The following is a 26480-nucleotide window of genomic DNA, read 5'->3' on the forward strand; positions in this document are numbered from 1 at the left end:
GACACCGGGACGGAAGCCCGGCCCGCGCCGGCGCGTCCCGCTGCCGCGCCCGGTGCCGGCGACACGGGCACCGAGGCCCGGCCGCTCCGGCCCGGGGTGGCCGAACCCACCGACGCGGAACCGGCGGCGGCACCGCCACGAGGCGGCACGGACGCCGAACCACCCACCGACGCACGACCACCGGCGGCCGGCGGTGTCACCGAGGCCCGGCCGGGGGGCGCTGCGGGCTGCTCCGAGGCGGACCAGCCGCCTGCACGAGAGTCACCTCCGGGTCGGCGGTACGCGTCGTCCGCACCCGGTCCGGGGTCGCCGTTCGGGCCCGGGTACTGGGCCCGACCGCGCGCAGAACTGGGATCGCCGTACGAGTTCATTCCTCACACCCTGCCGGTCGCGGTGGGGCGCGACTGCGCCGCCACCGGGTTGCCGTGAGTTGCTTCACCCGGGACGTCGGCACGAGGGTGCCGGCTCGCCAAGGTCATTGCAGTATCAATCGGGCCAATCGGACCAACGAGTGGTCGGCCGTCCCGGGTCATGTGCACGGCCCCGGAGCCGGTCGAACCAACTGAGATCACCGTTGCGCCTCTCGCCTCCGCCGACCCGCGCCCTGGGCGCTCGCCGCGTCCTGCTCGCTGTCGCCAGCACCGTCACCGTCGCCCGTGAGACCGTCCCGGCCGAGCAGGTACTGCTCGACGAGATGGTTCCAGTCACAGCCGAGGCACACCTCCACCACGAAGACCTGGAACTCACGTAGCGTCATCGCCAGCACGGGCAGCTCGGTAAGTGTCCGGGCCTGTCCGGCGGACTGCTTGAGTTCGTCCCCGTAAATGTAGTGGACGAGAGTCAGATTCTCGCTGCGACAGATGGGGCAGCGGCGATCGGTCGGTTCGCCGTGGAACCTGGCAGCGTTCTTCAGGTACGGCGACGCGTCGCACACGTCGTACGTGCCGACCCGGCCGGCGAGGAGCTCACGCAGCACCGCTCGCTTCTGAAGCGAGTAGTCGACGACCTGGCGCTGCGTACGCATGCGGAGAAGGGTACGCGGTCCGGCTCGACGAGGCGACCACGGTCACGATCCGTGACGACAGCACCCCGGAACGGGGGTTTGCCCTGGCCCACGCGACCCGCTAACGTGCGATGTATCGGTCCGATACATCGCGGCGGTTACCGCTTCGCGCCGGAGGGTAAAGAGAGGGTGGCTCGTGCTCGAATTCGCCATCCTCGGCCTCCTGCAGGAGTCTCCGATGCACGGCTATGAGCTGCGCAAGGAGCTGACCGCCAAACTCGGCGCGATCCGGGCGGCGATCAGCTACGGCTCGCTCTACCCGACCCTGCGCAGGTTGCAGGCGGCGGGATGGATCACCGAAGCCGCCGAGACGCCCGCCACCGCCGAGGAGGTTCCCGCGCTGACCAGCCGACGAGGTCGGGTGGTCTACAAAATCACCGCGGACGGCAAGGAACGCTTCGCCCAGCTGATCGCACAGGCCGGGCCCGAGACCTACGACGACACGGGTTTCGGTGTGCACTTCGCGTTCTTCGCCCGGACCGACCAGGCGACCCGCCTCCGCATTCTGGAGGGTCGCCGCCGCAAGATCGAGGAACGTCGCGAAGGGCTTCGCGACGTGCTGGGCCGGGCGGCCGAGCGCCTCGACGCTTACACCCTGGAACTGCAGCGCCACGGCCTTGACGCCTGTGAGCGTGAGGTCCGCTGGCTGGAGGAGCTCATCGCCAACGAGCGCTCCGGCCGAGCCCCGACGGTCCCGCACGTGGGGACGGCCGGTGGCCGACGAGAAGACAACAGCCCGCCTCCACCTGGAGAGACCAGGAAAGAGCGGCCGTGACAGAAAAGAAGGAGGCAGACGCTATGGGCTCCGTCCGCGTCGCCATCGTCGGTGTGGGTAACTGCGCCTCGTCCCTGGTTCAGGGCGTCGAGTACTACCGGAACGCCAACCCGAACGACCGCGTCCCGGGTCTCATGCACGTCGCCTTCGGCGACTACCACGTCAACGCCGTGGAGTTCGTCGCGGCATTCGACGTGGACGCCAAGAAGGTGGGCATGGACCTCGCGGAGGCGATCGTCGCCAGCGAGAACAACACCATCAAGCTCTGCGACGTACCGCCGACCGGCGTGTCCGTGCAGCGCGGTCCGACCTTCGACGGTCTGGGCCAGTACTACCGCGAGATCGTCGAGGAGTCCGACGCCACCCCCGTGGACGTGGCGCAGGCGCTGCGTGACGCGCAGGTCGACGTCGTCGTCTGCTACCTCCCGGTCGGCTCCGAGCAGGCCGCCAAGTTCTACGCCCAGGCCGCGATCGACGCCGGTTGCGCGTTCGTCAACGCCCTGCCGGTCTTCATCGCCTCCGACCCGGAGTGGGCCCAGAAGTTCACCGACGCTGGCCTGCCGATCGTCGGTGACGACATCAAGAGCCAGGTCGGTGCCACGATCGTGCACCGCGCCCTCGCGAAGCTCTTCGAGGACCGCGGCGTCGAGCTGCTGCGCACGTACCAGCTCAACTTCGGCGGCAACATGGACTTCATGAACATGCTGGAGCGCAAGCGGCTGGTCTCGAAGAAGATCTCGAAGACCCAGTCGGTCACCTCGCAGATCCCGCACGAGATGAGCAAGAGCGACGTGCACATCGGCCCGTCGGACCACGTGCCGTGGCTGGACGACCGCAAGTGGGCGTACATCCGCCTGGAGGGCCGCTCGTTCGGCGACACCCCGCTCAACGCCGAGCTCAAGCTCGAGGTGTGGGACTCGCCGAACTCGGCCGGCGTCATCATCGACGCGGTCCGCGCCGCGAAGATCGCCCTGGACCGGAAGATCGGCGGACCGATCCTGTCGGCCTCGTCGTACTTCATGAAGTCCCCGCCGGTGCAGTACGCCGACCACGACGCCCACCAGGCCGTGGAGGAGTTCATCGCCGGCGAGGTCGAGCGCTGACTGGCTGAAACACCAGCAGCACCGGCGAGGGCCGGGTCCGCACGGACCCGGCCCTCGCCGTGCACCAGGTTCGCCACCGGGGTACGCGACAGATCAGTGATTCCCACCACCGTTTGCGGGACGGCAGACGATCAGAGCTGCGTCCGACAATTTGCGGCATGACACAGACACCGGGCACGGCAATGCACGTGCACAACCCGGAACGACCGCCTCGACCCCGGATCGTCGCCGTCTCCTGTCTGCTGCTGGCGCTGGCCGCCGTCGCGCAGTTGGCTCTGCTGCCGCTCACCTACTGGTATCAGGAGTTCTTCCATACGGCCGCCGCGTCCTTCGAACCCGAGGGCGGGGTGGCCTTCGCGGCCGTGGGCAGCACCGCCGAACTGGCGGCTGACCTGCTGACCGCGGTGCTGGCGATCGGACTCCTCGCGCTGAGCGTCGCCAACGCCGTCGGCGTGAACGGCGCCCGGATCGCCTCGTGGGTGGCGGCACCCCTTCTCGCGTGCTGCACGACCGTTGGGCTGATCCGGACACCGCGACCGCTCTCGTTCCTGTACTCCTCAGCGGACCTGGACCGGATCGCCGCCCTGGCCAAGGACCGCATGCCGGAGTGGTTGGAACCGCTGCTGCTCACCCTGGGCCTGGCCGTGCCGGTGGCGCTACTCGCCGCGCTGGCGCTGCTGGCCCTGCCGCCGGCCAACGACTTCTTCCGGCGACGGCAGCTGGTCGAGCCCGGCTACCCCGCTGCCACCGTGCCGATGGAATCCACGGATTGAAGCGATCGGCCGACCGGGCTCGCCATCCCGAAGAGGGTGACGCACTGGTCGGGACCGTTCAGGACCAGGCGTGTCGCAGGGCTACTCCCGCCTCCAGCTCCAGCAGCTTGACCTTGCGGGGCAGGCCCCCGCCGAACCCGACCAGCTTGCCGCCCGCGCCGACGATCCGGTGACACGGCACGAGCACCGGGATCGGGTTGCGGTTGCAGGCCACGCCCACCGCCCGTGCCGCGCCGGGATCGCCGACCAGGCGCGCCACCTCGCCGTACGTCAGGGTCTCGCCGTACGGAATGCGGGTCATCTCCCGCCAGACCGCCCGTTCGAACTCGGAGCCGCCCGGCGCCGACACGGGCACGGTGAACCCGGTCAGCTCACCGGCGAAGTACGCCCGCAGCTCGGCGACGGCACGCCGGGCGGCGGCGTCGGCGGGCTCGTCGGCCCCTGACTCCACCCTGCCGAAGTGCGCCGCACGGACCCCCTCCGCGTCAGTGCCGACGGAGAACTCTCCGATCGGCGAGTCGAGCACAGTCCACCTCATCCCGACATTGTCCCGCGCGGCGACCGGCTGCTCTACCGGCGGCCGTACGGGTCGGGCGACTTCGTGCTCGCCGACACGGCGGGTCGTGAGCTGGTCCGCCAGCCACTGCCCGAACAGTTGGTCCAGTTGGAGGTGAGCGTGGCGCCACGCCGAGCCGTTCGGCCGGTCGCCGCCTTTGCACGACGTCGATACCGTGCGGGTCGTGGCCACGGGGACGCTCATCTTTCTGATCATCGGTGGGGCGGGTGTCGGGGTGCTGGCGCTCGCCCTGCTCGGCAGCGAGCTGCTGCACTTCGGGCACGCCGACGTGGACGGACCCATCTCCACCGAGACGGTCGCGGGATTCGCCGGCGCGTTCGGGTTCGGCGGGGCGATCGTCAACGAGCTGCTCGGCGCGCGTACCCCCGCGCTGATCGCGGGCGCGGTGGCCGGCGGCCTGCTCGCGGCCGTGCCCACGGCCTGGTTGGCGTCGCGGCTCAGTCGGGCGGCGCGCAACATGCGCACGGACCCCACGCCCACCCGCGACGATCTGGTCGGCGCGCTCGGCCTGGTCGTGACCCCGGTGCCGGTGAACGGGTACGGCGAGGTGCGGGTACGCGTGGCCGGCCAGCCGGTCAAGCTCAACGCCCGCGCCGACCAGCCGATCCCGGTCGGCGCGCAGATCTTCGTCGTACAGGCGCTCAGCGAGACCAGCGTCCACGTCGAAACCTACTGATCACCTCCTCGCAGACGGGACTTCCCCTCCATGCCCCTGTTGATAGCTGTCGGCGGCGCGGTTCTCCTCGCGCTCGTCCTGGTGTTCTTCGTTCTCTCTCGGATCAAGGTGGCCGGGCCGAACGAGGCGTTCATCGTCACCGGCCGCAAGGGCCGCACCACGCAGACCGCCGACGGTGCCCGGTCGACCGACAACTCCGGGCAGAAGGTGGTGCTGGGCGCCTCGGTCTTCGTGCTTCCGGTGGTGCAGAAGCTCCAGTCGCTCGACCTTTCCAGCCGCCGGATCGACGTCGGCATCCGGGGCGCGGTCAGCAAGCAGGGCATCCGCGCCGACCTGCACGGCGTGGCGATCGTCAAGGTCGGCGGGACCGAGGACGCGATCCGGGCGGCGGCACAGCGGTTCCTGCACCAGCAGGCCGAGATCGACAACTTCACCCGGGAGGTGCTGGCCGGCGCGCTGCGCTCGATCGTCGGCCGGCTCACCGTCGAGGAGGTCATCCGGGACCGGGCGGCGTTCGCCAGCGCGGTCGCCGAGGAGGCCGAGCACTCGATGACCAACCAGGGGCTGGTGCTGGACACCTTCCAGCTCCAGGACATCCTCGCCGAGGGCTCGTACCTGCAGGATCTGGGCCGGCCCGAGGCGGCCCGGGTGCTCAAGGACGCGGCGATCGCCGAGGCGCGGGCCCGGCAGCAGGCCGAACAGGAGCGGCTGCTCGCCGAGGAGGCCATCGCCGAGGCGAACCGGAACCTGGCCCTCAAGCAGGCAGGCATCCAGGCCGAGATCGACGCGGCGAAGGCCAAGTCGGCCGCGGCCGGGCCGCTCGCCCAGGCGGAACGGGACCAGGCGATCCTCTCCGAGCAGCAGAAGGTGGCCGAGCGCAACGCCGAACTCAAGCAGCGTCAGCTGGACACCGAGGTGCGCAAGCCGGCCGACGCCGCCCGGTACAAGGTGGAGCAGGAGGCCGAGGCGGCCCGCAACGCGGCGGTGCTGAACGCCGACGCGCGGCGGCAGGCCACCATCGCCGCCGCGCAGGCCGAAGCCGAGCAGGCGCGGCTCACCGGTGAGGGCGAGCGGGCCCGGCGGGCGGCGCTGGCCGAGGCGAACGCGATCGAGGGCGCCAAGGAGGGCGAGGCCGAGCAGCGGCGGCGCTCCGCGATCGCCGAGGCGGTCGAGCGCGAGGGTACGGCCGAGGCGGCGGCGATCCTGGCGAAGGGCGAGGCCGAGGCCGACGCGATGGCCCGCAAGGCCGAGGCGTTCGCGGCGTACGGAGAGGCAGCGGTGCTGGACCTGCTGGTCAAGGTGCTGCCGCAGGTGGTCGAGGCGGCGAGCGCTCCGATCGGGGCGATCGACAAGATGACTGTCATCTCGACCGATGGCGCGTCGTCGCTGACGAAGTCGGTGGCCGGCAACGTCGCCCAGGGGCTTCAGCTCGGCAGCGACCTGACCGGCATCGACCTGGCCGGCCTGCTGGCGAAGCTGGGTTCGGCGTCCACTCCCGGCAACGGCACGTCGACCGGCAAGGGCGCGGTCTCCGTGGACGGGACGGCCGTCGAGACGCGCTGACGCGGTACGCCGACGGGCGTCACTCCCTGCTCGGGGGTGGCGCCCGTCCGCGTGGTGATCCACTCGGCTTCCTGGAAATCGGGCCGTCCGCAGTGCCCGGACACCGCGACTTCACGAAAACCGAGTCGATCTTCGCGCGGCTCGCAGCGCCTGGCTAGCAGCGCGCGGCTCGTACCGCTAGGTGATCATGCCCTCGGCGCGGGCCCAGCGCAGCAGCTCGGCCTCGGCGGCGTCGCGGTCCAGCGGGCCGTGCTCCAGGCGCTGCTCCTTGAGGTGTTTCCAGGCCCGCCCCACCACCGGCCCCGGCGGTACGCCGAGCAGCTCCATGATCGCGTTGCCGTCCAGGTCGGGGCGGACCCGGGCCAGGTCCTCCTCGGCGGCGATCCGGGCGATCCGATCCTCCAGCGCGTCGTAGTCGGCGGCGAGCTGGGCGGCCTTGCGGCGGTTGCGGGTGGTGCAGTCCGAGCGGGTCAGCTTGTGCAGCCGGGGCAGCAGGTCACCGGCGTCGGCGACGTAGCGGCGCACCGCCGAGTCGGTCCACTCGCCTCGCCCGTACCCGTAGAAGCGCAGGTGCAGCGCGACCAGCGCGGTCACCTTCGCGGTGATCTCCTTGGGGTAGCGCATGGCCTTCATCCGGGCCTTGGTCAGCCGGGCGCCGACCACCTCGTGGTGGTGGAAGCTGACCCGGCCATCGGACCCGACGGCCTTGGTCGCCGGCTTGCCCACGTCATGCATGAGGGCGGCCATCCGCAGGATGAAGTCGCAGCCCTCCTCCTCGAAGGAGACCGCGTTCTCGACGACGGTAAGCGTGTGCTCGTAGACGTCCTTGTGCTGGGCGTGCTCGTCGATCTCCAGCTTCAGGCCGGTCAGCTCGGGCAGGAACCGCTCGGCCAGCCCGGTGTCGACAAGCAGCCGCAGCCCGGTGATCGGGTCGACGCCGCAGAGCAGCTTGGTGAACTCGTCCCGCACCCGCTCGGCCGTGATCCGGTCCAGGTCGGCGGCCATCTCGGTCATCGCCGTGTGCACGTCCGGATGCACGGCGAAGCGCAGTTGCGCGGCGAACCGGGCCGCCCGCAGCATCCGCAGGGGGTCGTCGCCGAACGACTCACCCGGGGTGCTCGGAGTACGGATGACCTTGGCCGAGAGATCGTCCAGCCCACCGTGCGGATCGGTGAAGCGGTGCTCCGGCAGGCTGACGGCCATCGCGTTGATGGTGAAGTCCCGCCGCTTCAGGTCCTCGTCGAGGCTGGTGCCGTACACCACCACCGGGTTGCGGCTGACCTGGTCGTACGACTCGGCGCGGAAGGTGGTGACCTCCAGCCGGAGGCCGTCGCGCTGGAGACCGATGGTGCCGAACTCCCGGCCGGTCTCCCAGATCGACTCGGCCCAGCCCTTGACGATCCGCAGGGTCTCGTCGGGGTGGGCGTCGGTGCAGAAGTCCAGGTCGTCGCCGAGCCGGCCGAGCAGGGCGTCCCGCACCGAACCGCCCACCAGGTGCAACTCGTGACCGGCGCGGACGAAGCGGCGGCCCAACTCGTCGGCGACCGGTGAGACCCGGAGCAGTTCGGCGACGGCGTTGCGCTGCGCGGCGGTGAGTTCGCGGCGGTCGGCGGCGTGAGGAGCGGAGGCTTCGGACATGGGATCGCCAGCTTATCGGGCCGAGGTGTGATCCGATCCGCCGGGCGCGGGTAACGGGCAGAGGTTGACTATGGTCTGTGACGTGCGGGTCGGTGCCCGGCTCGACGTACCCCTGGGAGGCTGGAGATGAGCGGCGGGCTCTACCGCAGCGCGAACGCCGCGCGGGACGGCGGTGCGGGAGCCGACGTCCGCCCCTCCGACGGCGCCACGTTCATTTCCGCCGAGCCACTGAACCAGCCGGCCATGGAGTCGACCGCGCCGCCGCAGGAGCAGGTGGGCGAGGCGAGCGCGGCCGCCAACAGCGCCGTGATGGCGGTCGGCAGCCTGGTCAGTCGGGGTACGGGCTTCCTGCGCAACCTGGTCATCGCGGCGGCGCTCGGCGGCGCGCTTGTCGGTGACGCGTACACCACCGCGCAGATCCTGCCCGGGATGGTCTACGAGTTCCTGCTCGGCGGCGTGCTCACCAGTGTGCTGATTCCGGTGCTGGTGCGCCGCCGCAAGGTCGACGTCGACGGCGGCCAGGCGTACGCCCAACGGCTGCTCACCCTGGCGGTGCTCGCCCTGGGCGTCGCGGCGCTGCTCGCGGTCGCCTTCGCCTCGACGCTCACCTGGCTCTACGGCAGCGGCCCGTCGAGTGGCGATTACTCGCAGCTGGTGACGGGGCTGGCCCGCCTCATGCTGCCGATGATCTTCTTCTCCGGGTTGAGCGCGCTGATCAGCGCGGTGCTCAACACCCGGGGGCACTTCGCCGCGCCGATGTGGGCGCCGATCCTGAACAACCTCGTGGTGATCGGGACGGCGGGTCTCTACATCGCGATCTTCGGCGCGACGATCGTCAAGCCGGAGGAGATGACCACCGGGCGGATCCTGCTGATCGGCGGCGGAACCCTGCTCGGCGTCGCCGTCCAGGCGGCGGGTCTGCTGCCGGCGCTGCGCAGGGTCGGCTTCCGCTGGAAGCTGCGTTTCGACTTCCGCGCGCTCGGCCTGCGCGAGCTGGGCCGGCTCGGGGCGTGGATGATCTGCTACGTCGCCGTGAGCCAGGTCGGCCTCATCGTGCTGTTCAACCTGCTGAACCGGGCCGGCAAGGAGAACGCCGCCGGCCCGCTGATCTACAACAACGTCTTCCTGCTGCTGATGACCGCGCACGGCATCATCGCCGTCTCGATCATCACCGCGCTGATGCCCCGGATGAGCGCCGCCGCCGCCGACGGCCGGTACGCCGACGTCGCCGCCGACCTGTCGCGCGGCACCCGCACGGTCACGGCGGTGCTCGCCCCGATCGCGGTCTGCTACGCCGTCCTCGCCACCCCTATCGCGTTCACGCTGTTCCGTTTCGGCGCGTTCAACGCCACCAACGCCACCGCCACCTCCGTCGTGCTGCTCGCCGCCGCTCTGGCGCTGGTCCCGTTCGCGGTGAGTCAGCTCTTCACCTTCGCCTTCTACGCCCTGCCGGACACCCGCACCCCCGCGCTTATCAACATCCCCGTGGTGGCGCTGCGGATCGGCGTGCAGGTCGTGCTCTTCGTGGCCTTCTCCGCCAGCTTCGCCGGCGCCGGGATGATGATCGGCAACGCGGTCTCCTATGTGGCGGCGGCGGTCGGCTCCGCCTGGCTGCTGCGCCCCCGGGTCGGGCGTATCGGCCTCGGCGAGATCATGCGTACCGCCGGTCGGGTCCTGGCCGCGGCGCTCGGCGCGGCGCTTGTCGGCCTGCTCGTGGTCAAGCTGCTGCCCGGCGACGACACGCCGACCCGACTGCAGGCCATCGTCCAGCTCGTGATCGGTGGCGCGGTGATCGTCGGGACGTATCTGGGTCTCGCCATGGTGCTGCGGATCGGCGAGATCACCGAGGTGGTCGGCATGGTCCGCCGTCGCCTCGGTCGCTGAGGGCGAGCATCCCGGTGCCAGAAGTCCTGGCCGCACGGAACGTGACCGCGGATCACCAGGTTGGGGATGCACCTGTGGATAACTCCGCGATTCGCCGGTCAGCAACCAGATCGGCCTGTGGATAACCAACCGTACGGATGAGCGTGCCTGTCCGATCGGGGGGAACGCGGCCGCTGGCGGAAGCGCCACGCGGGCTCGGCCCCAACGTCGGTCACTTGCAGTGAAGCCGTAGATTGAGCTAGTACATGTGCCAGCAACGTGGCTGACAACGGTCGTAACCGGACGACTTCCCCGACTCCCGGCACCCCGCCGGGTACGGCAAGAAGATGACATGTCGGGGAGACGGGCAACCCGGGTAAGGTCGCTCTCGACGGGTACGGCAGGCGCCGACGCTGCGCGTCGACACCGGTTGGCCGGTTCCTTCGACGGCAGAGCGGGAAGCCACATGCCCAGCAGTGCGGGTCCATCGATCGACACGATCACCGAGGGAGGACGGGTGACCCAGGTCGGCGAGGGTCAGGAGGCGGACGAGAGCGCTCCGCCGGTCATGACCTTCGGTGCTCCCACGGCCGGTGAAATCCTCGCCGAGCGTTACGAGCTGGTCGAGCACATCAACAACGACAGCGCGGGTCGGCTGGTCTGGCGCGGGGTCGACGTCATCCTGCGCCGCCCCGTCGCGGTGGTGCTGCGCTACCCGGGTGGCGACTCCGCCACCGAGATGCTCCAGGCCGCTGTCGCGGCCAGCCGGGTCATCCACCCCAACCTGGTCGGCGTCTACGACGCGATCGACGAGGCCGAGCGGGCGTACGTGGTCCGTGAGTGGGTGGACGGGCAGTCGTTGCGCGACCTGGCCGCCGACGGTCCGCTGGACCCGGCGCGGGCCACCGCGATCGGCAACGCCGTCGCGAGCGCGCTCGCCGCGGTGCACGCCACCGGAATGGTGCACGGCAACGTCCACCCCGGCACCGTCATGATCAGCGACGAGGGTCGCGTGGTCCTGGCCGACGCGCGCACCGACGGCGACGACAGCCAGGAGAGCGACATCCGTGCGGTCGGCGGCGTCCTCTACTTCGCCCTGACCGGTCACTGGCCGCACGCCGAGGCGCCGCTGCGCGGCGCCACCGCCGGCCACGGTCGGGCCGCCATCCCCGACGCGGTCCGCGACGCCGGGGGTGCCCTCGCGGCACCCCGCCAGGTTCGGGCCGGGGTGCCCGCATACCTGGACGACCTCACCATGGACCTGCTCGACGCCGAGATCGCGCCGCCGTCGTCCGACGTGCTGGCAGCCGAGTTGGCCCGGCTGGACGTGCCCGCCGAGGAGGAGCACTACCTCGACAACGGCGGGCCGCTGCGGTTCGCCGCCGACACCGAGGAAGAGCCGTCACCGCTGGCCGCGGCCGGTGGTCGCAAGGTCGCCATCGGCATCGCCGGCCTGCTGGCGGTCGCCCTGGTCGGTCTGCTCATCGGGATCAGCGCGCTCGGCGGCGACGACAAGGACCCGCAGGACACCGCCGGGGCGACGCCCACCGCCAGCGCTCCGGCCGGCGACGCCACCCCGGCCGCCGCCACGGTCCGCAACCTCCGCGTGCAGGACATCCGGATCATCGATCCGGACAGCGGCAAGCGCGACGAGCTCGGCGACTCCGACAAGATCATCGACGGTGACAACGACAAGGGTTGGGAGACCGACCGCTACCCGAACGCCACGTACGGGAACCTCAAGACCGGCATGGGTGTCTGGCTCGACCTGGGCTCGCCGCACACGGTCAAGTCGGTGCAGGCCGTACTGTCCGGCCGGGGCGCCACCGCGAAGCTGCTCGCCGGCACGGCCAGCTATCCGAAAACCTCCAACGGCGACAAGCAGATGGTGGCGAACTACAAGACCGAGATCGGTGTTCTCAAGGAGCACGACGGCACCACGATGACCTTCAACGGCTTCAACGCCGACCAGAAGTACCGCTACCTGCTGCTCTGGTTCACCGAGCTGCCGGCCATCGGCGACGAGGACGGTTTCCGGCTCGGCGTGCAGGAGATTACGGTCCAGGGTTCGTGATCCGGGCAGCACGATCCGGGCGCCGCATCCGCTGGACGTGGTGATGGACGGGCGCGACGCGGCAACGGACCTTGAGCTGCTGCGCGCCCACGTCACCGGCGACCGGGACGCCTTCGCGGTGCTGTTCCACAGGCACCGAGACCGGCTCTGGGCGGTGGCCCTGCGGACGCTCGGTGACCGCGAGGAGGCCGCCGACGCCCTGCAGGACGCCCTGCTGTCGGCACACCGGGCGGCCGGCCGCTTCCGTGGCGACTCCGCCGTCACCACGTGGCTGCACCGCATCGTCGTGAACGCGTGTCTGGACCGGATCCGACGCCGGCAGGCGCACCCCACCGTGCCGCTGCCCGACGGCAACCGGTCCGGCGACGGATCGGGCACCGGCGGTGTCGAGCCCGCCGCGCCCGTGCAGGACCACGACACCGCGCTCGTCGTCCGGGCGGCGCTCGCCGCGCTGCCGATCGAGCAGCGGGCCGCCCTGGTGCTGGTGGACGTACAGGGCTACCCGGTGGCCGAGGTGGCCCGCATCCTCGGTGTCGCCGAGGGGACGGTGAAGAGTCGGTGCGCCCGGGGTCGGGCCCGGTTGGCGGTGCTGCTCGGGCATCTTCGACCGGCGACGCCGCCGCATCCGGCCCCGGCCGGCCGGAACGCGGACGTGCCCGGCGTCACCTCGGGGAACCCACGCCCGACCGAGGGCGTCGGATCGGGGTCGGTTCGCTACCGGCAGGACGCCAACCAGGAGGACGCGTGACGAACGAGGGGTTCAGGGAGGTCGACACCGACCTGCTCGCTGACTACCTCGGCGGCGCGTTGGACGGCACACCGGAGCAGGCGGAGATCGCCCGGCTGGTCGACGCGGATCCGGCCTGGGCCGAGGCGTACACGCTGCTGGCTCCCGCGGTGACGCAGGTCCGCGCCGAGCTGGCCCGCTGGGCCGAGCCCTCCCCGGAGCTGCCCCCCGCCGTCGCCGAACGGATCGCCGCCGCGCTGGCCTCGGCCGACGCCCCGCCGACCGACGCTCCGGCCGCGCTCACCCGCGCCACCGGTTCGCCCGAGCCGGCCGCTCCCGCGACGCCCGTCGGTGTCCCGGCACAGGGTGGCCGTCGCCCCGGCAGCTCCGCACCGACCGAGTCGGGGCGCGGCGGAGCCACCGGCCCGGGTCGCCGGCAGCGCCGCTGGGTGCGGAACGCCGCTCCGGTGGCCGCCGCGGCGGTCGCCGTCGTCGCGGTCGGTCTGGGCCTGCGCCAACTGTCGACGAACACGGCGGACAGCGGCGCGATGGAGCGTCCGGCGAGCGCACCCGGAGATGTCGCAGCGGCCGGGGCGGCCGTCCGCACCTCCGGGCCGGCGCTGCACAGCGGAACTGACTACACCCCGCAGACCCTCGGTCAGACGGGCAGCGCCACGTCCAGCCGGCCGTCTCCGCTGCGGGGAGCCACCAGCGATGCCCCCCGCCAGCAGCCCGGCGTGGATGCCGAAGGAGGGCGACGGCCCTCCCCGGACGGGTCGGACCAGTTGGCGCGGCTGAGCAGCGAGGGGGCGTTGACCGCCTGTCTGACGGCCGTGGCGGCGGAGCACGGCTCGGCCCCGCTGATCGTTGAAGTGATCGACTACGCGCAGTTCCAGGGCGAGCAGGCGCTTGTCATCCGGTTCACCGACCCGACCGGGGCCCGCTGGGCCTGGGTGAGCGGCCCCGAGTGTGGGGTACCCGGGTCCGGCTCGGACAGCCGGTATTCGGCGCGGGTAGGGTGAATCCGCGGTCATCGGTGCGATGAGCGTCCACGTGACCTGACCCACCGGATGCCCGGCTCGGGAATCCCCGCTTCGTACGATGACGTTCTGGAAGTCAGCTGCCGGCACCCCCCAGGCGTCGGCACTCGGATCAGCATCGGTGCGCGCGCCGACGCCGAACACACACAACTCGGGAGACGGCAGTGGACGAGGTCCGCAACCTGATCATCATCGGCTCCGGCCCCGCCGGTTACACGGCGGCGGTGTATGCGGCGCGCGCCAACCTGAAGCCGCTGATCATTGAGGGCGTGCAGTCCGGTGGCGCGCTGATGACCACGACCGAGGTGGAGAACTTCCCCGGCTTCGCCGACGGCATCCTCGGCCCCGAGCTGATGGACAACATGCGCAAGCAGGCCGAGCGGTTCGGCGCGGAGTTCCTCACCGACGACGTGACCCGGGTCGAGCTGGTCGACACCGGCGACTCCGGCGCCGGCGCGGTGAGCACGGTGTGGGTGGGCGAGACCGCCTACCGGGCCCGCTCCGTCATCCTCTCCACCGGTTCGGCCTGGCGTCCGCTGGGCGTGCCGGGCGAGCAGGAATACCTCGGCCACGGTGTCTCCTCGTGTGCCACCTGTGACGGCTTCTTCTTCCGCAACCAGCACATCGTGGTCGTCGGCGGCGGTGACTCGGCGATGGAGGAGGCCAGCTTCCTCACCCGCTTCGCCGACTCGGTGACCATCATCCACCGGCGCGACTCGTTCCGGGCCAGCAAGATCATGGCCGACCGGGCGCTGAGCAACGAGAAGATCAAGGTCGAGTGGAACAGCACCGTCGAAGAGGTCCTGGGCGCCGACGGCAAGGTCACCGGCGTACGGGTCCGCAACGTGCACACCGGTGACACCAAGGTGCTGGACGTGACAGGCGTGTTCGTGGCCATCGGTCACGACCCCCGCAGTGAGCTGTTCCAGGGCCAGGTCGAGCTGGACGACGAGGGGTACGTGAAGGTCCAGGCCCCCGGCACCCGGACGAACGTGCCCGGTGTCTTCGCCGCCGGTGACCTGGTCGACCACACCTACCGCCAGGCGATCACCGCGGCCGGCACCGGCTGTGCCGCCGCGCTCGACGCCGAGCGGTTCATCGCGACGCTCAGCTGAAACAGGAAACACATCCCGGAGGAGGGCAATAGTGGGAAATACCAAGGCGGTCACGGACGCGAGTTTCGTCGCTGACGTGCTGCAGGCCGACAAGCCGGTGCTGGTGGACTTCTGGGCCGAGTGGTGCGGGCCGTGCCGCAAGGTGTCGCCGCTGCTCGAGGAGATCGCGGGCGAGATGGGTGACCAGGTCACCATCGTCAAGCTCAACATCGACGAGAACCCGGAGACCGCCCGGGCCTACCGGGTCATGTCGGTGCCGACCCTCACCGTCTTCAAGAACGGCCAGCCCGTGCAGTCGATCGCCGGCGCCAAGCCGAAGGGCGAGCTGGTCCGGCTCATCGAGTCGGCCCTCTGATCCGCACGGACACCACCGAACCCCGTACCCGCTCGTCGGGTGCGGGGTTCGCTGTCTCCCCGGCCGGCACGAGCGGAGTTTTTCCAGGCCGAGCCACCTGGCCGCCCCGGAACGCATAGCCTCAAGCCGGGGCCGCCCGGCCAGCCAGACTCGTGCAGAGGGGGTCGTGCGTGCGTCCGATCCGAGCCGGAGACCGGGGACCCGCGGTCACCGAGATCCGTACCATCCTCACCGGCCTCGACCTGCTCGCCGCCGCCGGTCCGCACACCGACGAGTTCGACCTGGAAACCGAACGCGCGGTCCGGGCGTTCCAGCAGTCCCGTGGGCTCAGCGTGGACGGTCGGGTCGGCTCCGAGACCTGGGGCGCGTTGGACGCCGCCCGCTGGCGGCTGGGCGCCCGCACCCTCTACCACGCGGTCCCCGAGCCGCTCACCGGAGAGGACGTCCGGTCGCTGCAGGAACGCCTCCTGGAGATGGGGTACGACGTCGGCCGCGCCGACGCCATCTACGGCATCCGGACCTCCCGCGCGGTGGCCCAGTTCCAGCGCGAGGTCGGGCTCACCCCCGACGGCTCCTGCGGGCCGCACACGATGGACGCGCTGCGCCGGATCGGTCGCAAGGTCGTCGGCGGCCGCCCCCAGTGGCTTCGCGAGTCCGACGCGATCCGCCAGTCCGGGCCGGCGCTGGTCGGCAAGACGGTGGTCATCGACCCCGGACACGGCGGCACCGACCCGGGCATGGTGGTGCCGGACGGGCCGCTGCGCTGGACGGAGGCGGACCTCGTCCACGACCTGGCGAGCCGGCTGGAGGGGCGCCTCGCCGCGTCCGGGGTGCGGGTCCAGCTCACCCGTGGCCCGGCGCCCGACAAGTGCCTGCCGGACACCGACCGGGCGCTCCTGGCGAACTCACTCGGGGCCGACGTGTTCATCTCGCTGCACCTGGACGGGCACGCCAACCCGGACGCGGAAGGGGTGGCGACCTACCACTACGGCACCGACAACGGGGTGACCTCGGCGACCGGTGAGCGGCTGGCGGGGCTGGTGCAGCGGGAGATCGTGGCGCGGACCGGGCTGCGGGACTGCCGTACGCACGCCAAGGCGTGGGATCTGCTGCGGCTGACGAGGATGCCGGCGGTCCGCGTCGAGGTCGGCTACCTCACCTCGCCCGTGGACCGCGCCCGGCTCGTCGACCCCCGGTTCCGGGACCGGGTGGTGGAGGCGATCGTTGCCGCGGTGCAGCGGATGTACTACCCCGTCGAACGGGACGTGCCGACCGGCTCGCTCGACGTCAGTGAGCTGCGTACGGTGGTGACCGCCGGCACGGTGGTCGACTGAGGCCGCCCTCAACCACCAGTCGAGCGGGTGGCCGGGGCGGGGCGGACGGGCCGGAGCAGGGTCTCCGGGCTCATCGACCCGAGCAGCTTCTCCAACGCGTACTCGACGTCGGACTTCCAGCTCAGCGCGGTACGCAGCTCAAGGCGCAGCCGGGGGAACCGGGGATGCGGACGTACCGTCTTGAAGCCGACGGAGAGGAAGAAGTCGGCAGGTGCCACACACCCGCCGGCCGGGTCGTCCGCGTCACCGAACTTGGCGTCGCCGAACGCCTCGATCGCCTTGATCCCCCGCTTGGTCAGGTCCCGGGCGACACCCTGCACCAGCATCCGGCCCAACCCGCCGCCGGAGAACGCGGCGACCACGTTGGCGGTCATCAACAGGGCGGCGTCCGCGGAGACCGGCGACGTCGGGAAGGCCATCGAGCGGGGGACGTAGGCGGGCGGCGCGTACATCACGAAGCCGGCCGGCATGCCGTCGACGTACGCGAGCTTGCCGCAGGAGCCCCACTCCAGCAGGGTCTGGGAGACCCACGCCTCCTTCTCCAGGCCCGGGTCACCGGCGGCGCAGGCCCGGTCGGCGGAGACCGGATCCAGCTCCCAGTAGACGCACTGGCGGCAGGGGCGCGGAAGATCCTCCAGCGTGTCGAGGGTCAGGCTGACCAGACGTCGCGACATATGGCGCATCCCCACAATAGGCTCGGTCGTGAGGCCGGCATGGAACGACAGTGCCGCCTTCCTGCCCCCGACGAGCGATCGTACGCCGCCGATCGACCGTGCGGGAGGGGACGCGCGAATGCCCACCACACCGGGGACGGTCCGCCATGTGGTCGATCCGTTCCGGCACGGCGGCAGCCTGGTCCGGGGCGACTAGGATCGGCAATCGGTGTCTCGCCGCCATGGTCACGAGCGTGCGGGGTACCCGGGGCGGGAGCCACCCGAGCAGCGATCGAGGTGAGGTCATGACCGGCACGACACTCGACGACTACACCGACCGGTACGCCCGGCGGGTACGCGGGATGACCGCCTCCGAGATCCGAGCACTCTTCGCGGTGGCAAGTCGACCCGAGGTCGTCTCCCTCGCCGGCGGCGCCCCGTACATCGCCGCGCTGCCGCTCGACGCGGTCGGCGAGATGCTGGGTCGGCTCGGCTCCGAGCACGGCACGACCACCCTGCAGTACGGCATCGGGCAGGGCACCCTGGAGCTGCGCGAACGGATCTGCGAGGTGATGTCGCTCTCCGGGATCGACGCCGCGTGCGGCGCCTCACCGGAGGACGTGGTGGTCACAGTGGGCGGGCAGCAGGCCCTCGACCTGGTGGCCCGGCTCTTCCTCGACCCCGGTGACGTGGTGCTCGCGGAGGGCCCGACGTACGTCGGCGCGCTCGGGGTGTTCCAGGCCGCCCAGGCGCAGGTGGTGCACGTGCCCATGGACGCCGACGGGCTGATCCCCGAGGCGTTGGAGACGGCCATCGCCGACCTCGCCCGGGCCGGCCGGCGGGTCAAGTTCCTCTACACCATCCCCACCTACCAGAACCCGGCCGGCGTGACGCTCAGCGAGGAGCGCCGGGAACGCGTCCTCGACATCTGCGAGCGCGCGGGCCTGCTCGTGATCGAGGACGACCCGTACGGCCAGCTCGGTTTCGAGGGTGAGGCCCCGGCCCCGCTGCGGGCCCGGCGGCGCGAAGGCGTCTTCTACCTCAGCACCTTCTCCAAGACGTTCGCCCCCGGCCTGCGGGTCGGTTGGATCCTGGCGCCCCACGCGGTCCGCGACAAGCTGGTCATCGCCAGCGAGGCGCAGATCCTCTGCCCCAGCGGTTTCGCGCAGGCCGCCGTGGCCACCTACCTCGGCACCATGCCGTGGCGGCAACAGCTCAAGGTCTACCGCGAGGTCTACCGCGAACGTCGTGACGCGCTGCTCGACGCGCTGGCCGATCTGATGCCCGAGGGCACCAGCTGGACGACGCCGGCCGGTGGCCTCTTCGTCTGGGCCACCCTGCCGGAAGGGCTCGACTCGAAGGCCATGATGCCGCGCGCCATCGCCGCCAGGGTCGCCTACGTGCCCGGCACCGGCTTCTACGCCGACGGCACGGGCACCGACGCCATGCGGCTGAACTTCAGCTTCCCGCCTCCGGAGCGGATCCGCGAAGGTGTCCGCCGACTGGCCGGCGTCATGGAGCAGGAGATCGCGACGCGACGCGTCTTCGGCGCCGTGGGTGGTGCCGCCGGGCGGCGGGGCCGGCCCGGCTCCGACGTGCCGGGTCCCGACTTGGCATGATGCCGGCATGGGTACGACCGCTGCCGAGCGCTTCTCCGTGACCGATTCCGCCGTCGCGGCCGACCTGCGCGTGCTGGTGCTCGCCGGCGGGCTCTCCTACGAACGGGACGTGTCGCTGCGCTCCGGTCGCCGGGTGCTCGACGCCCTGCGTGCCGTCGGCGTCGAGGCCGAGCTGCGGGACGCCGACGTGGCACTCCTGCCCGCCCTCGCGGCCGACCCGCCGGACGCGGTCGTGATCGCCCTGCACGGCGCCACCGGGGAGGACGGCTCGCTGCGGGGAGTGCTGGACCTGTGCGGCATCCCGTACGTCGGCTGCGACGCCCGAGCCTCCCGACTCGCCTGGGACAAGCCCTCCGCCAAGGCGGTCCTGCGCGAGGCCGGCATTCCCACGCCCGACTGGGTGGCCCTGCCGCACGACCGCTTCTCCGAACTGGGTGCGGTCGCCGTGCTGGACCGGATCGCCGACCGGCTCGGCCTTCCGCTCATGGTCAAGCCGGCGCAGGGCGGCTCCGGCCTGGGCGCCGCGGTGGTCCGGGACGCCGCCTCACTTCCGGCCGCGATGGTCGGCTGCTTCGCGTACGACTCCACGGCTCTGGTGGAGCGGTACGTGCCCGGCATGGACGTGGCGGTCTCCGTGATCGACCTCGGGGACGGCCCGCAGGCGCTGCCGCCGGTCGAGATCGTGCCGCGCAACGGCGTGTACGACTACGCCGCCCGCTACACCGCCGGTCGGACCACGTGGCACGCTCCGGCCCGGCTGGAGCCGGACGTGGCCGCCTCGGTGGCCGATGTGGCCCTCGCGGCGCACACCGCGCTCGGCCTGCGGGACCTGTCCCGGGTCGACGTGATCGTGGACGCCGCCGGCCAGCCGCACGTGCTGGAGGTCAACGTCTCGCCCGGCATGACGGAGACGTCGCTGCTGCCGCTGGCCGTCCAGGCCGCCGGCCTGGACTTCGGCCGCCTCCTCGGCTCACTGGTCAACCGGGCCGCCGCCCGCGTCACAGCCTGACCCTGGCCTCATCGGATCCGGCGCAGTCGACGTGTGCCGCACGTGCGGGCCTCTCACCGATCCACGGACGGACCGGCGGTCAGCGTGGCGCACGTACGTCGGGTGGGGTGCGCCCGTCGTCGGTGACGGCGGTGGGGGCGCTGCGGGGGGACGGAATGACCGGGCCGGGATCATCGTGTGCCGGGTCGAGGGCGCCCTCGGGGGCCGTCGTGGATGCGGCCACGCGTTCGGCCGCCGGACTGTCGGAAGGCGTTGACGCGGCAGCGGACGCCGGCACGGCGTCGGGTGCCGGCTCGCCGAGGCCGCCGGCGGGCACTGCTTCCCGGTTGGTGTCGACGGCCCGGCTCTGCGGACCGTCGCCAGCGTCTCCGCCCTCGCCGTGGCCGTCGCCGTCGCCGTCATCGCCCTTGGTGGCGTCGGTGGCGTCGATGGTGGGGACGGTGGCCGGGGTGTCCTCGACTGCTGGCTCCGGGATCTCCTCGGCCGCCTCGATGACCGACACCGCCTCTTCCTGGGCGGCTGCGGCATGCGCCGCCGCCGCGGCCGACTGGGCCAGCAGGCTCGACGGCGCCTGCCACTGAATGCGGGGCGGCTCGGCCAGCGGCCGGCCACCGAACTCGGCGAGCCAGGCGGCGACGAGCGCCAAATTTTCCCGCCACTGCTCCTCGGAGATCGGCGGCAGGATCGAGTCCCACAGGGACAGGAAGGTCCCTCGCAACTGAAGCCGCCCGTACGGTCGGGCGAGGAACCACATGTGCAGGTGGGCGGAGCCGTCGCCCCATCGGTTGACGTGCACCCGCGCCACACCGTCCAGTGACCGGATGGCCCGCTCCAGACGTACCGTCATCACGCCCAGCTCGGCGGCGAGCAGATTCGGTAGGTCACCCAGGTCGAGGTGGGTCCGCGATTCCAGGATGAGCACCATCGGCAGGCCGGTCGGCCGGTCCATGGCGCGGACCCGCCACCGCTCTCCCACCCAGATGTAGGCGTCGTCGGGCGCGTTGCAGGCTGTGCATTCCCGGAGGCCCTCGCCCTTGCGTGGCGGTTCGACCGGGACCGGGTCGTCGAGCTGCTTCACGTGGAGGTCGCCCTCGAAGGGAAACGAGGGCCATTGGGTGAAGTCCGGGACTGAGGGAGGGGTGTCGTGCACGACGCTGACCCTAACCGAGTCTGGCACCGCTGTCCCTACCTGTTCGACCGGTCCCGACCCTCCCGATCAGCGTTCGTCGTCGATCGCTGTGCCGGTCATCACTGGCCGCCAGAGTGATATCCACAGGCTGCCGCGAACGCGAACACAGGCCGTCATCCACAGGCTGACACCCGCTTTCACGCGGGGTTTCACGTGAAACGGGGGGTGCCTGTGGACAACGGGTGTGGATAACTTTTCGGCCCCTCAGTCGTTGCTGCCGAGCTACGCCAGCGAGGCGTTGGGTCGGGCGTCCCGAGATCGTCGCGACCGGGAGGGCGGCCCTTGGCTGGTGTGCCCAGGTACCGGCGGTCGCTGCCTTGAGGTCGCCGTTTCACGTGAAACGGGGTGGCCGAATCAAGGTCCCTGCGACGGATCGTTCCGGGCTGAGGAGCAGGAGTCTCCGTACGCCCCCTCAGTGCGTCGCTGCCGGCTCGGAGGCAACGAGGGGTGCCTCGGGTCGACCTGACGCCCTGTGAGCGTCCTCGTCGCCCTTGGAGGTCATCCGCAGCGCCGTCGGTCCTCGCCGGTTCCGCGCTCCGAAGGGCTCGCCGGGTTTCGCGCCGAGCCCGCTCCCGGTTCGGCGCGGTCGGCCCTCGCTGACTTCACGCCCTCGTGCTGACTTCGCACCGCCTTTGCCCGACCGGACCTCGCTGGCTCCGCCCGGCCGGGCGTCACTGGTTCTCCACGAATCGACCCTCGCCGACTGTGTACGTCCGGGCCTCACTGGCTTTGTGCGTCGTCCACCCTCACCTACGCGGCCACTCCCACCGCCTTAACCATGGCCGCACCCTCGACGACTCTGCGGTCAAGCCCCGTGGGTCCCGCGTGGTCGGTCCTCGCGGTCCCTGGCCTCTCGACTACCAAGGTCTCGCCAGTGGACCAGCAAGGCGTGACCATCCCGCCCTACTGAACTCTCGCCGGCCGCGGCGAACGGCACCGGCTCATCTGCCCACCATCAGGTGGCACCTGCGGCGGCCCGGCAGCCAAGCCCGAGGACCGGCCAGCCGAGAGCAGGCTGGCCGCTGACCGTTGAGCGTGCGGTGCCGTTTCACGTGAAACGCGGGCGGGTGCGGAACGGCCGCGCATCCCGAGGGGGAGGCGCGGCCGTGGAGGGAGACGGGACGGTCAGTCCTGCGCCTCCCCTTCCTGCTGCACGCCGATGATGCCGACGATCCGCTCCAGGTCGTCCACCGTGGCGAACTCGATGGTGATCTTGCCCTTGCTCCGGCCGATGTCCACCTTCACCCGGGTGTCGAAGCGGTCCGACAACCGGTCGGCGAGATCCGTCAGGGCGGGCGCGTGCGGCTTCGGTCGCCGCTTGGCGGCCTGGCCCTTCGCGGGACCGTCGTTCAGGGTGAGAGCCACGATCTCCTCGGTCGCCCGCACCGACAGCCCTTCGGCCACGATCCGCAAGGCCAACTGCTCCTGGGCCTCCGAGTCGTCGAGGCTCAACAGTGCGCGGGCGTGACCGGCCGACAGGATGCCCGCGGCGACCCGGCGCTGCACCTGGGCCGGCAGGTTCAGGAGTCGGATCGTGTTGGAGATCTGCGGCCGGCTACGACCGATCCGGCGGGCCAACTCCTCGTGGGTGGCCCCGAACTCCTCCAGCAACTGCTGATACGCGGCGGCCTCTTCCAACGGGTTCAGGTTGGCCCGATGGATGTTCTCCAGCAGGGCGTCGCGGAGCATGGCGTCGTCGCGGGTGTCCCGGACGATCGCGGGAATGTTCTCCCGGCCCACCGCCTGGGCGGCCCGCCAACGGCGCTCGCCCATCACCAGTTCGTACTTCTCGTCGTCGAGCTGGCGCACGACGATCGGCTGAAGGAAACCGACCTCCTGGATCGAGGTCTTCAGTTCCTCCAGCGCCTCCTCGTCGAAGACCTGGCGGGGCTGCTTCGGGTTCGGGACGATCGCGTCGACCGGGATCTCCGCGAACCGGGCGCCCGGCACGGGACTGAGCGTGGGCTCGCTCTGCTGGACGGTCGGTACGACGGGCGCCGTCGACAGGGTCCCCGACGTCACACCGCCATCGTCGACGTCAACGTGCCCGTTCTCCGGCTCGGCCGTCACGGTGCCGGCGGCACCCGGCACCGGCCCGGTCGGGATGAGGGCCCCCAGGCCCCGTCCCAGACCGCCCCGAGGACGGTTCTTCATGCCACGCCTCCCAGCGACTTGTCCCCACTACGCATTCCGGCCCACCGGCTCCTTGACGCCCCGCTCGGCGATCTCCTGGGCAGCCTCGAAGTAACTCGTGGCACCCCGCGAACCGGGATCGTAGGTCATCACCGACTGGCCGTAGCTGGGTGCCTCGGAGACGCGCACGTTACGGGGGATGACCGCCTGGAGGACCTTGTCGCCGAAGTGGTTCCGGACGTCCTGCTCGACGGCGTCCGCGAGGCGGGTACGCCGGTCGTACATGGTGAGCAGGATGGTGGACACGTCGAGCTTCGGGTTGAGGTGTTGCCGCACCAGGTTGATGTTGTTGATCAACTGGTTGAGCCCTTCCAGGGCGTAGTACTCGCACTGGATCGGGATCAGCACCTCCTGCGCGGCGACCAGGGCGTTGACCGTGAGCAGGCCGAGCGAGGGCGGGCAGTCGATGAAGACGTAGTCGAACTGACCCGGGTAGGCGGCGATCGCGCGGTCGAGGCGCGACTCCCGCGCCACCACCGACACCAGCTCGATCTCCGCGCCGGCGAGGTCGATCGTGGCGGGTACGCACCACAGGTTCGGGATGCCCTCGACCGCCTGCGCCACCTCGGAGAGCGGCACGCTGTTGATCAGGCAGTCGTAGACGTCGGGGATGCCGGTGTGGTGCGGCACGTTGAGGCCGGTCGAAGCATTGCCCTGCGGGTCGAGATCGACAACGAGCACCCGGTTGCCATGCAGGGCGAGTGCCACCGCGAGGTTGACCGTGGTCGTGGTCTTACCCACGCCGCCCTTCTGGTTGGCGACGCACATGACCCGGGTCCGGTCCGGTCGAGGCATGGTCACCTCGCCACTGGGATTCAGGATCTGCACGGCGCGCATCGCCTCCATAGCCAACGGTGGGTCATCCTCTTCGCGCGTCGGGGTTTCACGTGAAACGTACGTGGGATCGGCCGCTACCGCGGCCAGCGACTCGGTCGACGCGACAGGTGCGTCCGGGACCACCGGTGCCGCGTCGCGTGCCGCCGTGGCGGTCGGCTGGTGCGGCACTGCCGGCTCGAAGCGAACCGCGGCCGCCGTGTTCCGCCGACCGAGCGTGTGCCGCACCTCGGCGACATTGACGGGTCGACTCGGTACGTCCGATGCTCGACGACCAGCCGTCGACTCGGGCGCCTCCGACCCGGCGGGGTGAGCCGCCGGTTCGTCCCGCGCTGCCGCCGGATCGGTGTCCGCCGGGTGGATAGACGCACCGGTGGCACCGGGCGACCAGCCGGGGTAGTCGGTTTCACGTGAAACAGGGTCGCTGGTTGACCCGGTCACGCGTGGATCGTCGTACCTGCCGTCGTCATGCACCTGTCATCCCTGCCCGCTTCGGATGGTCGGTCCGCGCCCCGGTCAACTTGGCCACACCCGCGCTCGCACCCCGGAGCGTACGGCCCCTTGGGAGCGGTCGGAGTCCGCGACGTCCGTCGGCCGCTCCACATTATCGACGCGCGGTCAGCCTACGGCGGACGGGCGCGGCCGGTCCACGTCGGGTTCTCATTCCCTCGTCCATCCGTACCGGTACAACGAGGCAACCCTCCGACCGGACGCCCGATGGCGTGCTGGTCAGCGGCGGCGGGCCCGCCCGCCGCGGGACCGCCTGGGGGCGGCCGGCCGGGCCGGACCGACCATGCGCTCGCGGACGATCTCCACCACCGTCGTGGGCGGGTCGATCACCCCGACACCACAGAGGTGTACGGCGGCCTCGCCGCCACCGAACCGCGCCACGACGTCGGCGTGTTCCTCGATCTCCGCAGCGGCGGACGATCCCTTGAGCGCCAACAGCCGCCCACCCCGCACGGCGAGCGGGAGACACCAGGTCGCCAACCGGTCCAGCGGTGCGACCGCGCGGGCCGTCACCACGTCGCCGCTGATCGGTTCCCGGCCACTCGACCCGCTGGCGGCCTCGTCGGCCCGGCCGCGGAACACCCGTACCGACCTGGTCAGGCCGAGTCGCTCCACGACCTCGATCAGGAACGACGTCCGCCGGGCCAGCGGCTCGATCAGGGTGACAGTCAGGTCGGGGCGCGCGATGGCCAGCACCAGACCGGGCAGACCGGCGCCGGAGCCCACGTCGAGCACGTTCGCACCGGTCGGAATGCGCTCGATCACCGCGGCACAGTTGAGGAGGTGGCGGTCCCAGATCCGGGGCGCCTCGCGCGGGCCGATCAGACCGCGGACCACGCCGTCGGTGGCCAGGATTTCGGCGTACGCGGCGGCCAGGTCGAGCCGGTCACCGAAGAGGGTCAGTGCGGCCGGGGCCAGCTCGGGCGGCAGCGCGACGTCCGACGGCGACGGTGTGCCGTCGGACGAGACGGCCGGGGACGGCGAACCGTCGGCGGGGGACGCCGGGGACGAACCGTCGGCGGGGAGAGCCGAGGACTGGCTGCCGTCGTACCCCGTCGGGTCGGTGTCGGTGCCCGGGGTGGTGGGCCGGACAGCGGACGGCCCGGACGGCGTGCCGCCCGGGCCGGTCACGGCGTCAGCCGTGGTGTCGTCGTGGGTCACCCGGTCAGTCCGCCGGCCGCACGACGATGCGGCGGTTGGGCTCGACGCCCTCCGACTCGCTCTCCACGCCGGACATGACGTTGACCACGTCGTGGACGCACTTGCGCTCGAACGCGGACATCGCCTCCAGGCGCACCGGCTCGCCGTACTCCTTGACCTTCTCGACCGCGTTCTTGGCGACTGCCGCGAGTTCCTTGCGGCGGTTCGCCCGGTAGCCGCCGACGTCGAGCAGCAGGCGGCTCGGCGTACCGGTCTGCCGGAAGATGGCGAGCCGGGTCAGCTCCTGGAGCGCCTCAAGGGTGGCGCCGCGCTGGCCGACCAGATTCTGCAGCCGGGCACCGACGACCTCGACCACCGGACGGCCGCCGGCGACCAGCTCGTCGATGTCGCCGTCGTAGTCGAGGATGTCGAGCAGCCCTTCGACGTAGTCGGCCGCGATCTCGCTCTGCCGGAACAGGTCGGACTCGCCCACGGCCTTCTTCTCACGACCACCGGCGGTGGCTTCGGTGACGTCGCCGTCGGCCTCGGTCTCGTCGACCTCGGTGTCGTCGTCGCCGTCCACCGCGAGCGTCGCGGTCTCCTCCTCGTCCAGGGACTGCTCGGCGCGGGGGATGCTGGTCTCGGTCACGGTCTCAT

General features: G+C 71.4%; 23 protein-coding genes and 1 pseudogene. 14 read left to right on the forward strand and 10 right to left on the reverse strand.

The features are described 5' to 3' along the window. A pseudogene (locus tag MILUP08_RS37510) lies at positions 1-371 on the reverse strand (transglycosylase domain-containing protein); the annotation flags it as partial. 197 nt (positions 372-568) lie between these two features. Then, entirely contained in the window at positions 569-1024 is a 456-nt protein-coding gene (locus tag MILUP08_RS00955) for a DUF5318 domain-containing protein (protein WP_007453847.1), read from the reverse strand. Between the two features lie 175 nt (positions 1025-1199). On the opposite strand from MILUP08_RS00955, the gene MILUP08_RS00960 reads away from it, so the two are divergent. The 3 genes from MILUP08_RS00960 to MILUP08_RS00970 all read left to right on the forward strand — a co-directional run bounded on the left by MILUP08_RS00960 (position 1200) and on the right by MILUP08_RS00970 (position 3714). After that, entirely contained in the window at positions 1200-1838 is a 639-nt protein-coding gene (locus MILUP08_RS00960) for a PadR family transcriptional regulator (RefSeq protein WP_007453849.1), read from the forward strand. A gap of 23 nt (positions 1839-1861) precedes the next feature. Then, positions 1862-2941, forward strand: coding sequence for an inositol-3-phosphate synthase (locus MILUP08_RS00965; RefSeq protein ID WP_007453851.1), 1080 nt, complete (start codon positions 1862-1864; stop codon positions 2939-2941). Between the two features lie 158 nt (positions 2942-3099). Beyond that, positions 3100-3714 carry a hypothetical protein gene (locus MILUP08_RS00970; protein WP_007453853.1) on the forward strand — a complete coding sequence of 205 codons (615 nt, stop codon included), beginning with the start codon at positions 3100-3102 and terminating at the stop codon, positions 3712-3714. Positions 3715-3772: 58 nt separating this feature from the next. On the opposite strand, the gene MILUP08_RS00975 is transcribed toward MILUP08_RS00970, so the two are convergent. After that, positions 3773-4252 (reverse strand): methylated-DNA--[protein]-cysteine S-methyltransferase, encoded by a 480-nt coding sequence (locus MILUP08_RS00975; protein ID WP_007453855.1) that lies wholly within the window; start codon positions 4250-4252, stop codon positions 3773-3775. Positions 4253-4445: 193 nt separating this feature from the next. On the opposite strand from MILUP08_RS00975, the gene MILUP08_RS00980 reads away from it, so the two are divergent. Both MILUP08_RS00980 and MILUP08_RS00985 read left to right on the forward strand, forming a co-directional pair. Further along, on the forward strand, positions 4446-4967 hold the full coding sequence (locus MILUP08_RS00980) for a hypothetical protein (RefSeq protein WP_007453857.1): 522 nt from the start codon (positions 4446-4448) through the stop codon (positions 4965-4967). A gap of 30 nt (positions 4968-4997) precedes the next feature. Beyond that, entirely contained in the window at positions 4998-6530 is a 1533-nt protein-coding gene (locus MILUP08_RS00985) for a flotillin family protein (RefSeq protein ID WP_007453859.1), read from the forward strand. Positions 6531-6707: 177 nt separating this feature from the next. Here the strand turns inward: MILUP08_RS00985 and MILUP08_RS00990 are convergent, their stop codons facing one another. Further along, positions 6708-8168, reverse strand: a complete 1461-nt coding sequence (locus MILUP08_RS00990) for a CCA tRNA nucleotidyltransferase (RefSeq protein WP_007453861.1) — start codon at positions 8166-8168, stop codon at positions 6708-6710. A gap of 126 nt (positions 8169-8294) precedes the next feature. Between MILUP08_RS00990 and murJ the strand changes: the two genes are divergently transcribed. The 7 genes from murJ (at position 8295) to MILUP08_RS01025 (ending at position 16676) form a co-directional block, all read left to right on the forward strand. Beyond that, positions 8295-10052, forward strand: a complete 1758-nt coding sequence (gene murJ / locus MILUP08_RS00995) for a murein biosynthesis integral membrane protein MurJ (RefSeq protein WP_007453862.1) — start codon at positions 8295-8297, stop codon at positions 10050-10052. Between the two features lie 445 nt (positions 10053-10497). Then, positions 10498-12105 carry a protein kinase family protein gene (locus MILUP08_RS01000; RefSeq protein WP_007453864.1) on the forward strand — a complete coding sequence of 536 codons (1608 nt, stop codon included), beginning with the start codon at positions 10498-10500 and terminating at the stop codon, positions 12103-12105. Between the two features lie 43 nt (positions 12106-12148). Beyond that, complete coding sequence (gene sigM, locus MILUP08_RS01005; protein WP_007453866.1) at positions 12149-12853, forward strand: RNA polymerase sigma factor SigM; 705 nt, start codon at positions 12149-12151, stop codon at positions 12851-12853. Further along, positions 12850-13854, forward strand: coding sequence for a hypothetical protein (locus MILUP08_RS01010; RefSeq protein ID WP_007453869.1), 1005 nt, complete (start codon positions 12850-12852; stop codon positions 13852-13854). Before sigM ends, MILUP08_RS01010 begins: the two co-directional genes overlap by 4 nt. Before the next feature lie 182 nt (positions 13855-14036). Then, positions 14037-14987: a thioredoxin-disulfide reductase gene (gene trxB, locus MILUP08_RS01015; protein WP_007453871.1), complete on the forward strand. Its 951-nt coding sequence runs from the start codon at positions 14037-14039 to the stop codon at positions 14985-14987. 31 nt (positions 14988-15018) lie between these two features. Next, on the forward strand, positions 15019-15342 hold the full coding sequence (gene trxA, locus MILUP08_RS01020; protein ID WP_007453873.1) for a thioredoxin: 324 nt from the start codon (positions 15019-15021) through the stop codon (positions 15340-15342). A gap of 170 nt (positions 15343-15512) precedes the next feature. Further along, the gene (locus MILUP08_RS01025) at positions 15513-16676 is read left to right on the forward strand and encodes an N-acetylmuramoyl-L-alanine amidase (protein WP_007453875.1); all 1164 of its coding nucleotides are present in this window, start codon (positions 15513-15515) and stop codon (positions 16674-16676) included. Between the two features lie 8 nt (positions 16677-16684). On the opposite strand, the gene MILUP08_RS01030 is transcribed toward MILUP08_RS01025, so the two are convergent. After that, positions 16685-17350, reverse strand: a complete 666-nt coding sequence (locus tag MILUP08_RS01030) for a hypothetical protein (RefSeq protein WP_007453878.1) — start codon at positions 17348-17350, stop codon at positions 16685-16687. Between the two features lie 284 nt (positions 17351-17634). On the opposite strand from MILUP08_RS01030, the gene MILUP08_RS01035 reads away from it, so the two are divergent. After that, positions 17635-18948: an aminotransferase-like domain-containing protein gene (locus tag MILUP08_RS01035; RefSeq protein ID WP_007453880.1), complete on the forward strand. Its 1314-nt coding sequence runs from the start codon at positions 17635-17637 to the stop codon at positions 18946-18948. A gap of 7 nt (positions 18949-18955) precedes the next feature. Further along, a complete protein-coding gene (locus MILUP08_RS01040; protein ID WP_007453883.1) occupies positions 18956-19957 on the forward strand; it encodes a D-alanine--D-alanine ligase family protein in 1002 nt (333 codons plus the stop codon). A 79-nt stretch (positions 19958-20036) separates the two neighbouring features. Here MILUP08_RS01040 and MILUP08_RS36455 read toward each other — a convergent pair whose 3' ends face one another. The 5 genes from MILUP08_RS36455 to MILUP08_RS01065 all read right to left on the reverse strand — a co-directional run bounded on the left by MILUP08_RS36455 (position 20037) and on the right by MILUP08_RS01065 (position 26472). Further along, positions 20037-21107 (reverse strand): hypothetical protein, encoded by a 1071-nt coding sequence (locus MILUP08_RS36455; protein WP_007453886.1) that lies wholly within the window; start codon positions 21105-21107, stop codon positions 20037-20039. Between the two features lie 1164 nt (positions 21108-22271). Then, a complete protein-coding gene (locus MILUP08_RS01050; RefSeq protein ID WP_007453889.1) occupies positions 22272-23300 on the reverse strand; it encodes a ParB/RepB/Spo0J family partition protein in 1029 nt (342 codons plus the stop codon). Positions 23301-23327: 27 nt separating this feature from the next. Beyond that, positions 23328-24401 (reverse strand): ParA family protein, encoded by a 1074-nt coding sequence (locus MILUP08_RS35730; protein ID WP_420329255.1) that lies wholly within the window; start codon positions 24399-24401, stop codon positions 23328-23330. A gap of 501 nt (positions 24402-24902) precedes the next feature. Continuing rightward, positions 24903-25844 (reverse strand): 16S rRNA (guanine(527)-N(7))-methyltransferase RsmG, encoded by a 942-nt coding sequence (rsmG, locus tag MILUP08_RS01060; protein WP_007453894.1) that lies wholly within the window; start codon positions 25842-25844, stop codon positions 24903-24905. 4 nt (positions 25845-25848) lie between these two features. Beyond that, a complete protein-coding gene (locus MILUP08_RS01065) occupies positions 25849-26472 on the reverse strand; it encodes a Jag family protein (protein ID WP_007453896.1) in 624 nt (207 codons plus the stop codon). Positions 26473-26480 lie beyond the last annotated feature (8 nt).

Origin of the sequence: Micromonospora lupini str. Lupac 08, from assembly GCF_000297395.2 — a bacterium.
GTDB classification, from domain to species: Bacteria; Actinomycetota; Actinomycetes; order Mycobacteriales; family Micromonosporaceae; genus Micromonospora; species Micromonospora lupini.

Bases quoted from the DNA above. Each gene is read 5' to 3' on its own strand.
- MILUP08_RS01035 (WP_007453880.1), top strand. From the start codon at position 17,635: ATGACCGGCACGACACTCGACGACTACACCGACCGGTACGCCCGGCGG.
- MILUP08_RS00975 (WP_007453855.1), bottom strand. From the start codon at position 4,252: ATGAGGTGGACTGTGCTCGACTCGCCGATCGGAGAGTTCTCCGTCGGC.
- MILUP08_RS00955 (WP_007453847.1), bottom strand. From the start codon at position 1,024: ATGCGTACGCAGCGCCAGGTCGTCGACTACTCGCTTCAGAAGCGAGCG.
- MILUP08_RS01040 (WP_007453883.1), top strand. From the start codon at position 18,956: ATGGGTACGACCGCTGCCGAGCGCTTCTCCGTGACCGATTCCGCCGTC.
- MILUP08_RS01030 (WP_007453878.1), bottom strand. From the start codon at position 17,350: ATGTCGCGACGTCTGGTCAGCCTGACCCTCGACACGCTGGAGGATCTT.
- MILUP08_RS00965 (WP_007453851.1), top strand. From the start codon at position 1,862: ATGGGCTCCGTCCGCGTCGCCATCGTCGGTGTGGGTAACTGCGCCTCG.
- MILUP08_RS00970 (WP_007453853.1), top strand. From the start codon at position 3,100: ATGACACAGACACCGGGCACGGCAATGCACGTGCACAACCCGGAACGA.
- MILUP08_RS00985 (WP_007453859.1), top strand. From the start codon at position 4,998: ATGCCCCTGTTGATAGCTGTCGGCGGCGCGGTTCTCCTCGCGCTCGTC.
- murJ (WP_007453862.1), top strand. From the start codon at position 8,295: ATGAGCGGCGGGCTCTACCGCAGCGCGAACGCCGCGCGGGACGGCGGT.
- MILUP08_RS01050 (WP_007453889.1), bottom strand. From the start codon at position 23,300: ATGAAGAACCGTCCTCGGGGCGGTCTGGGACGGGGCCTGGGGGCCCTC.
- MILUP08_RS00990 (WP_007453861.1), bottom strand. From the start codon at position 8,168: ATGTCCGAAGCCTCCGCTCCTCACGCCGCCGACCGCCGCGAACTCACC.
- MILUP08_RS01000 (WP_007453864.1), top strand. From the start codon at position 10,498: ATGCCCAGCAGTGCGGGTCCATCGATCGACACGATCACCGAGGGAGGA.
- sigM (WP_007453866.1), top strand. From the start codon at position 12,149: ATGGACGGGCGCGACGCGGCAACGGACCTTGAGCTGCTGCGCGCCCAC.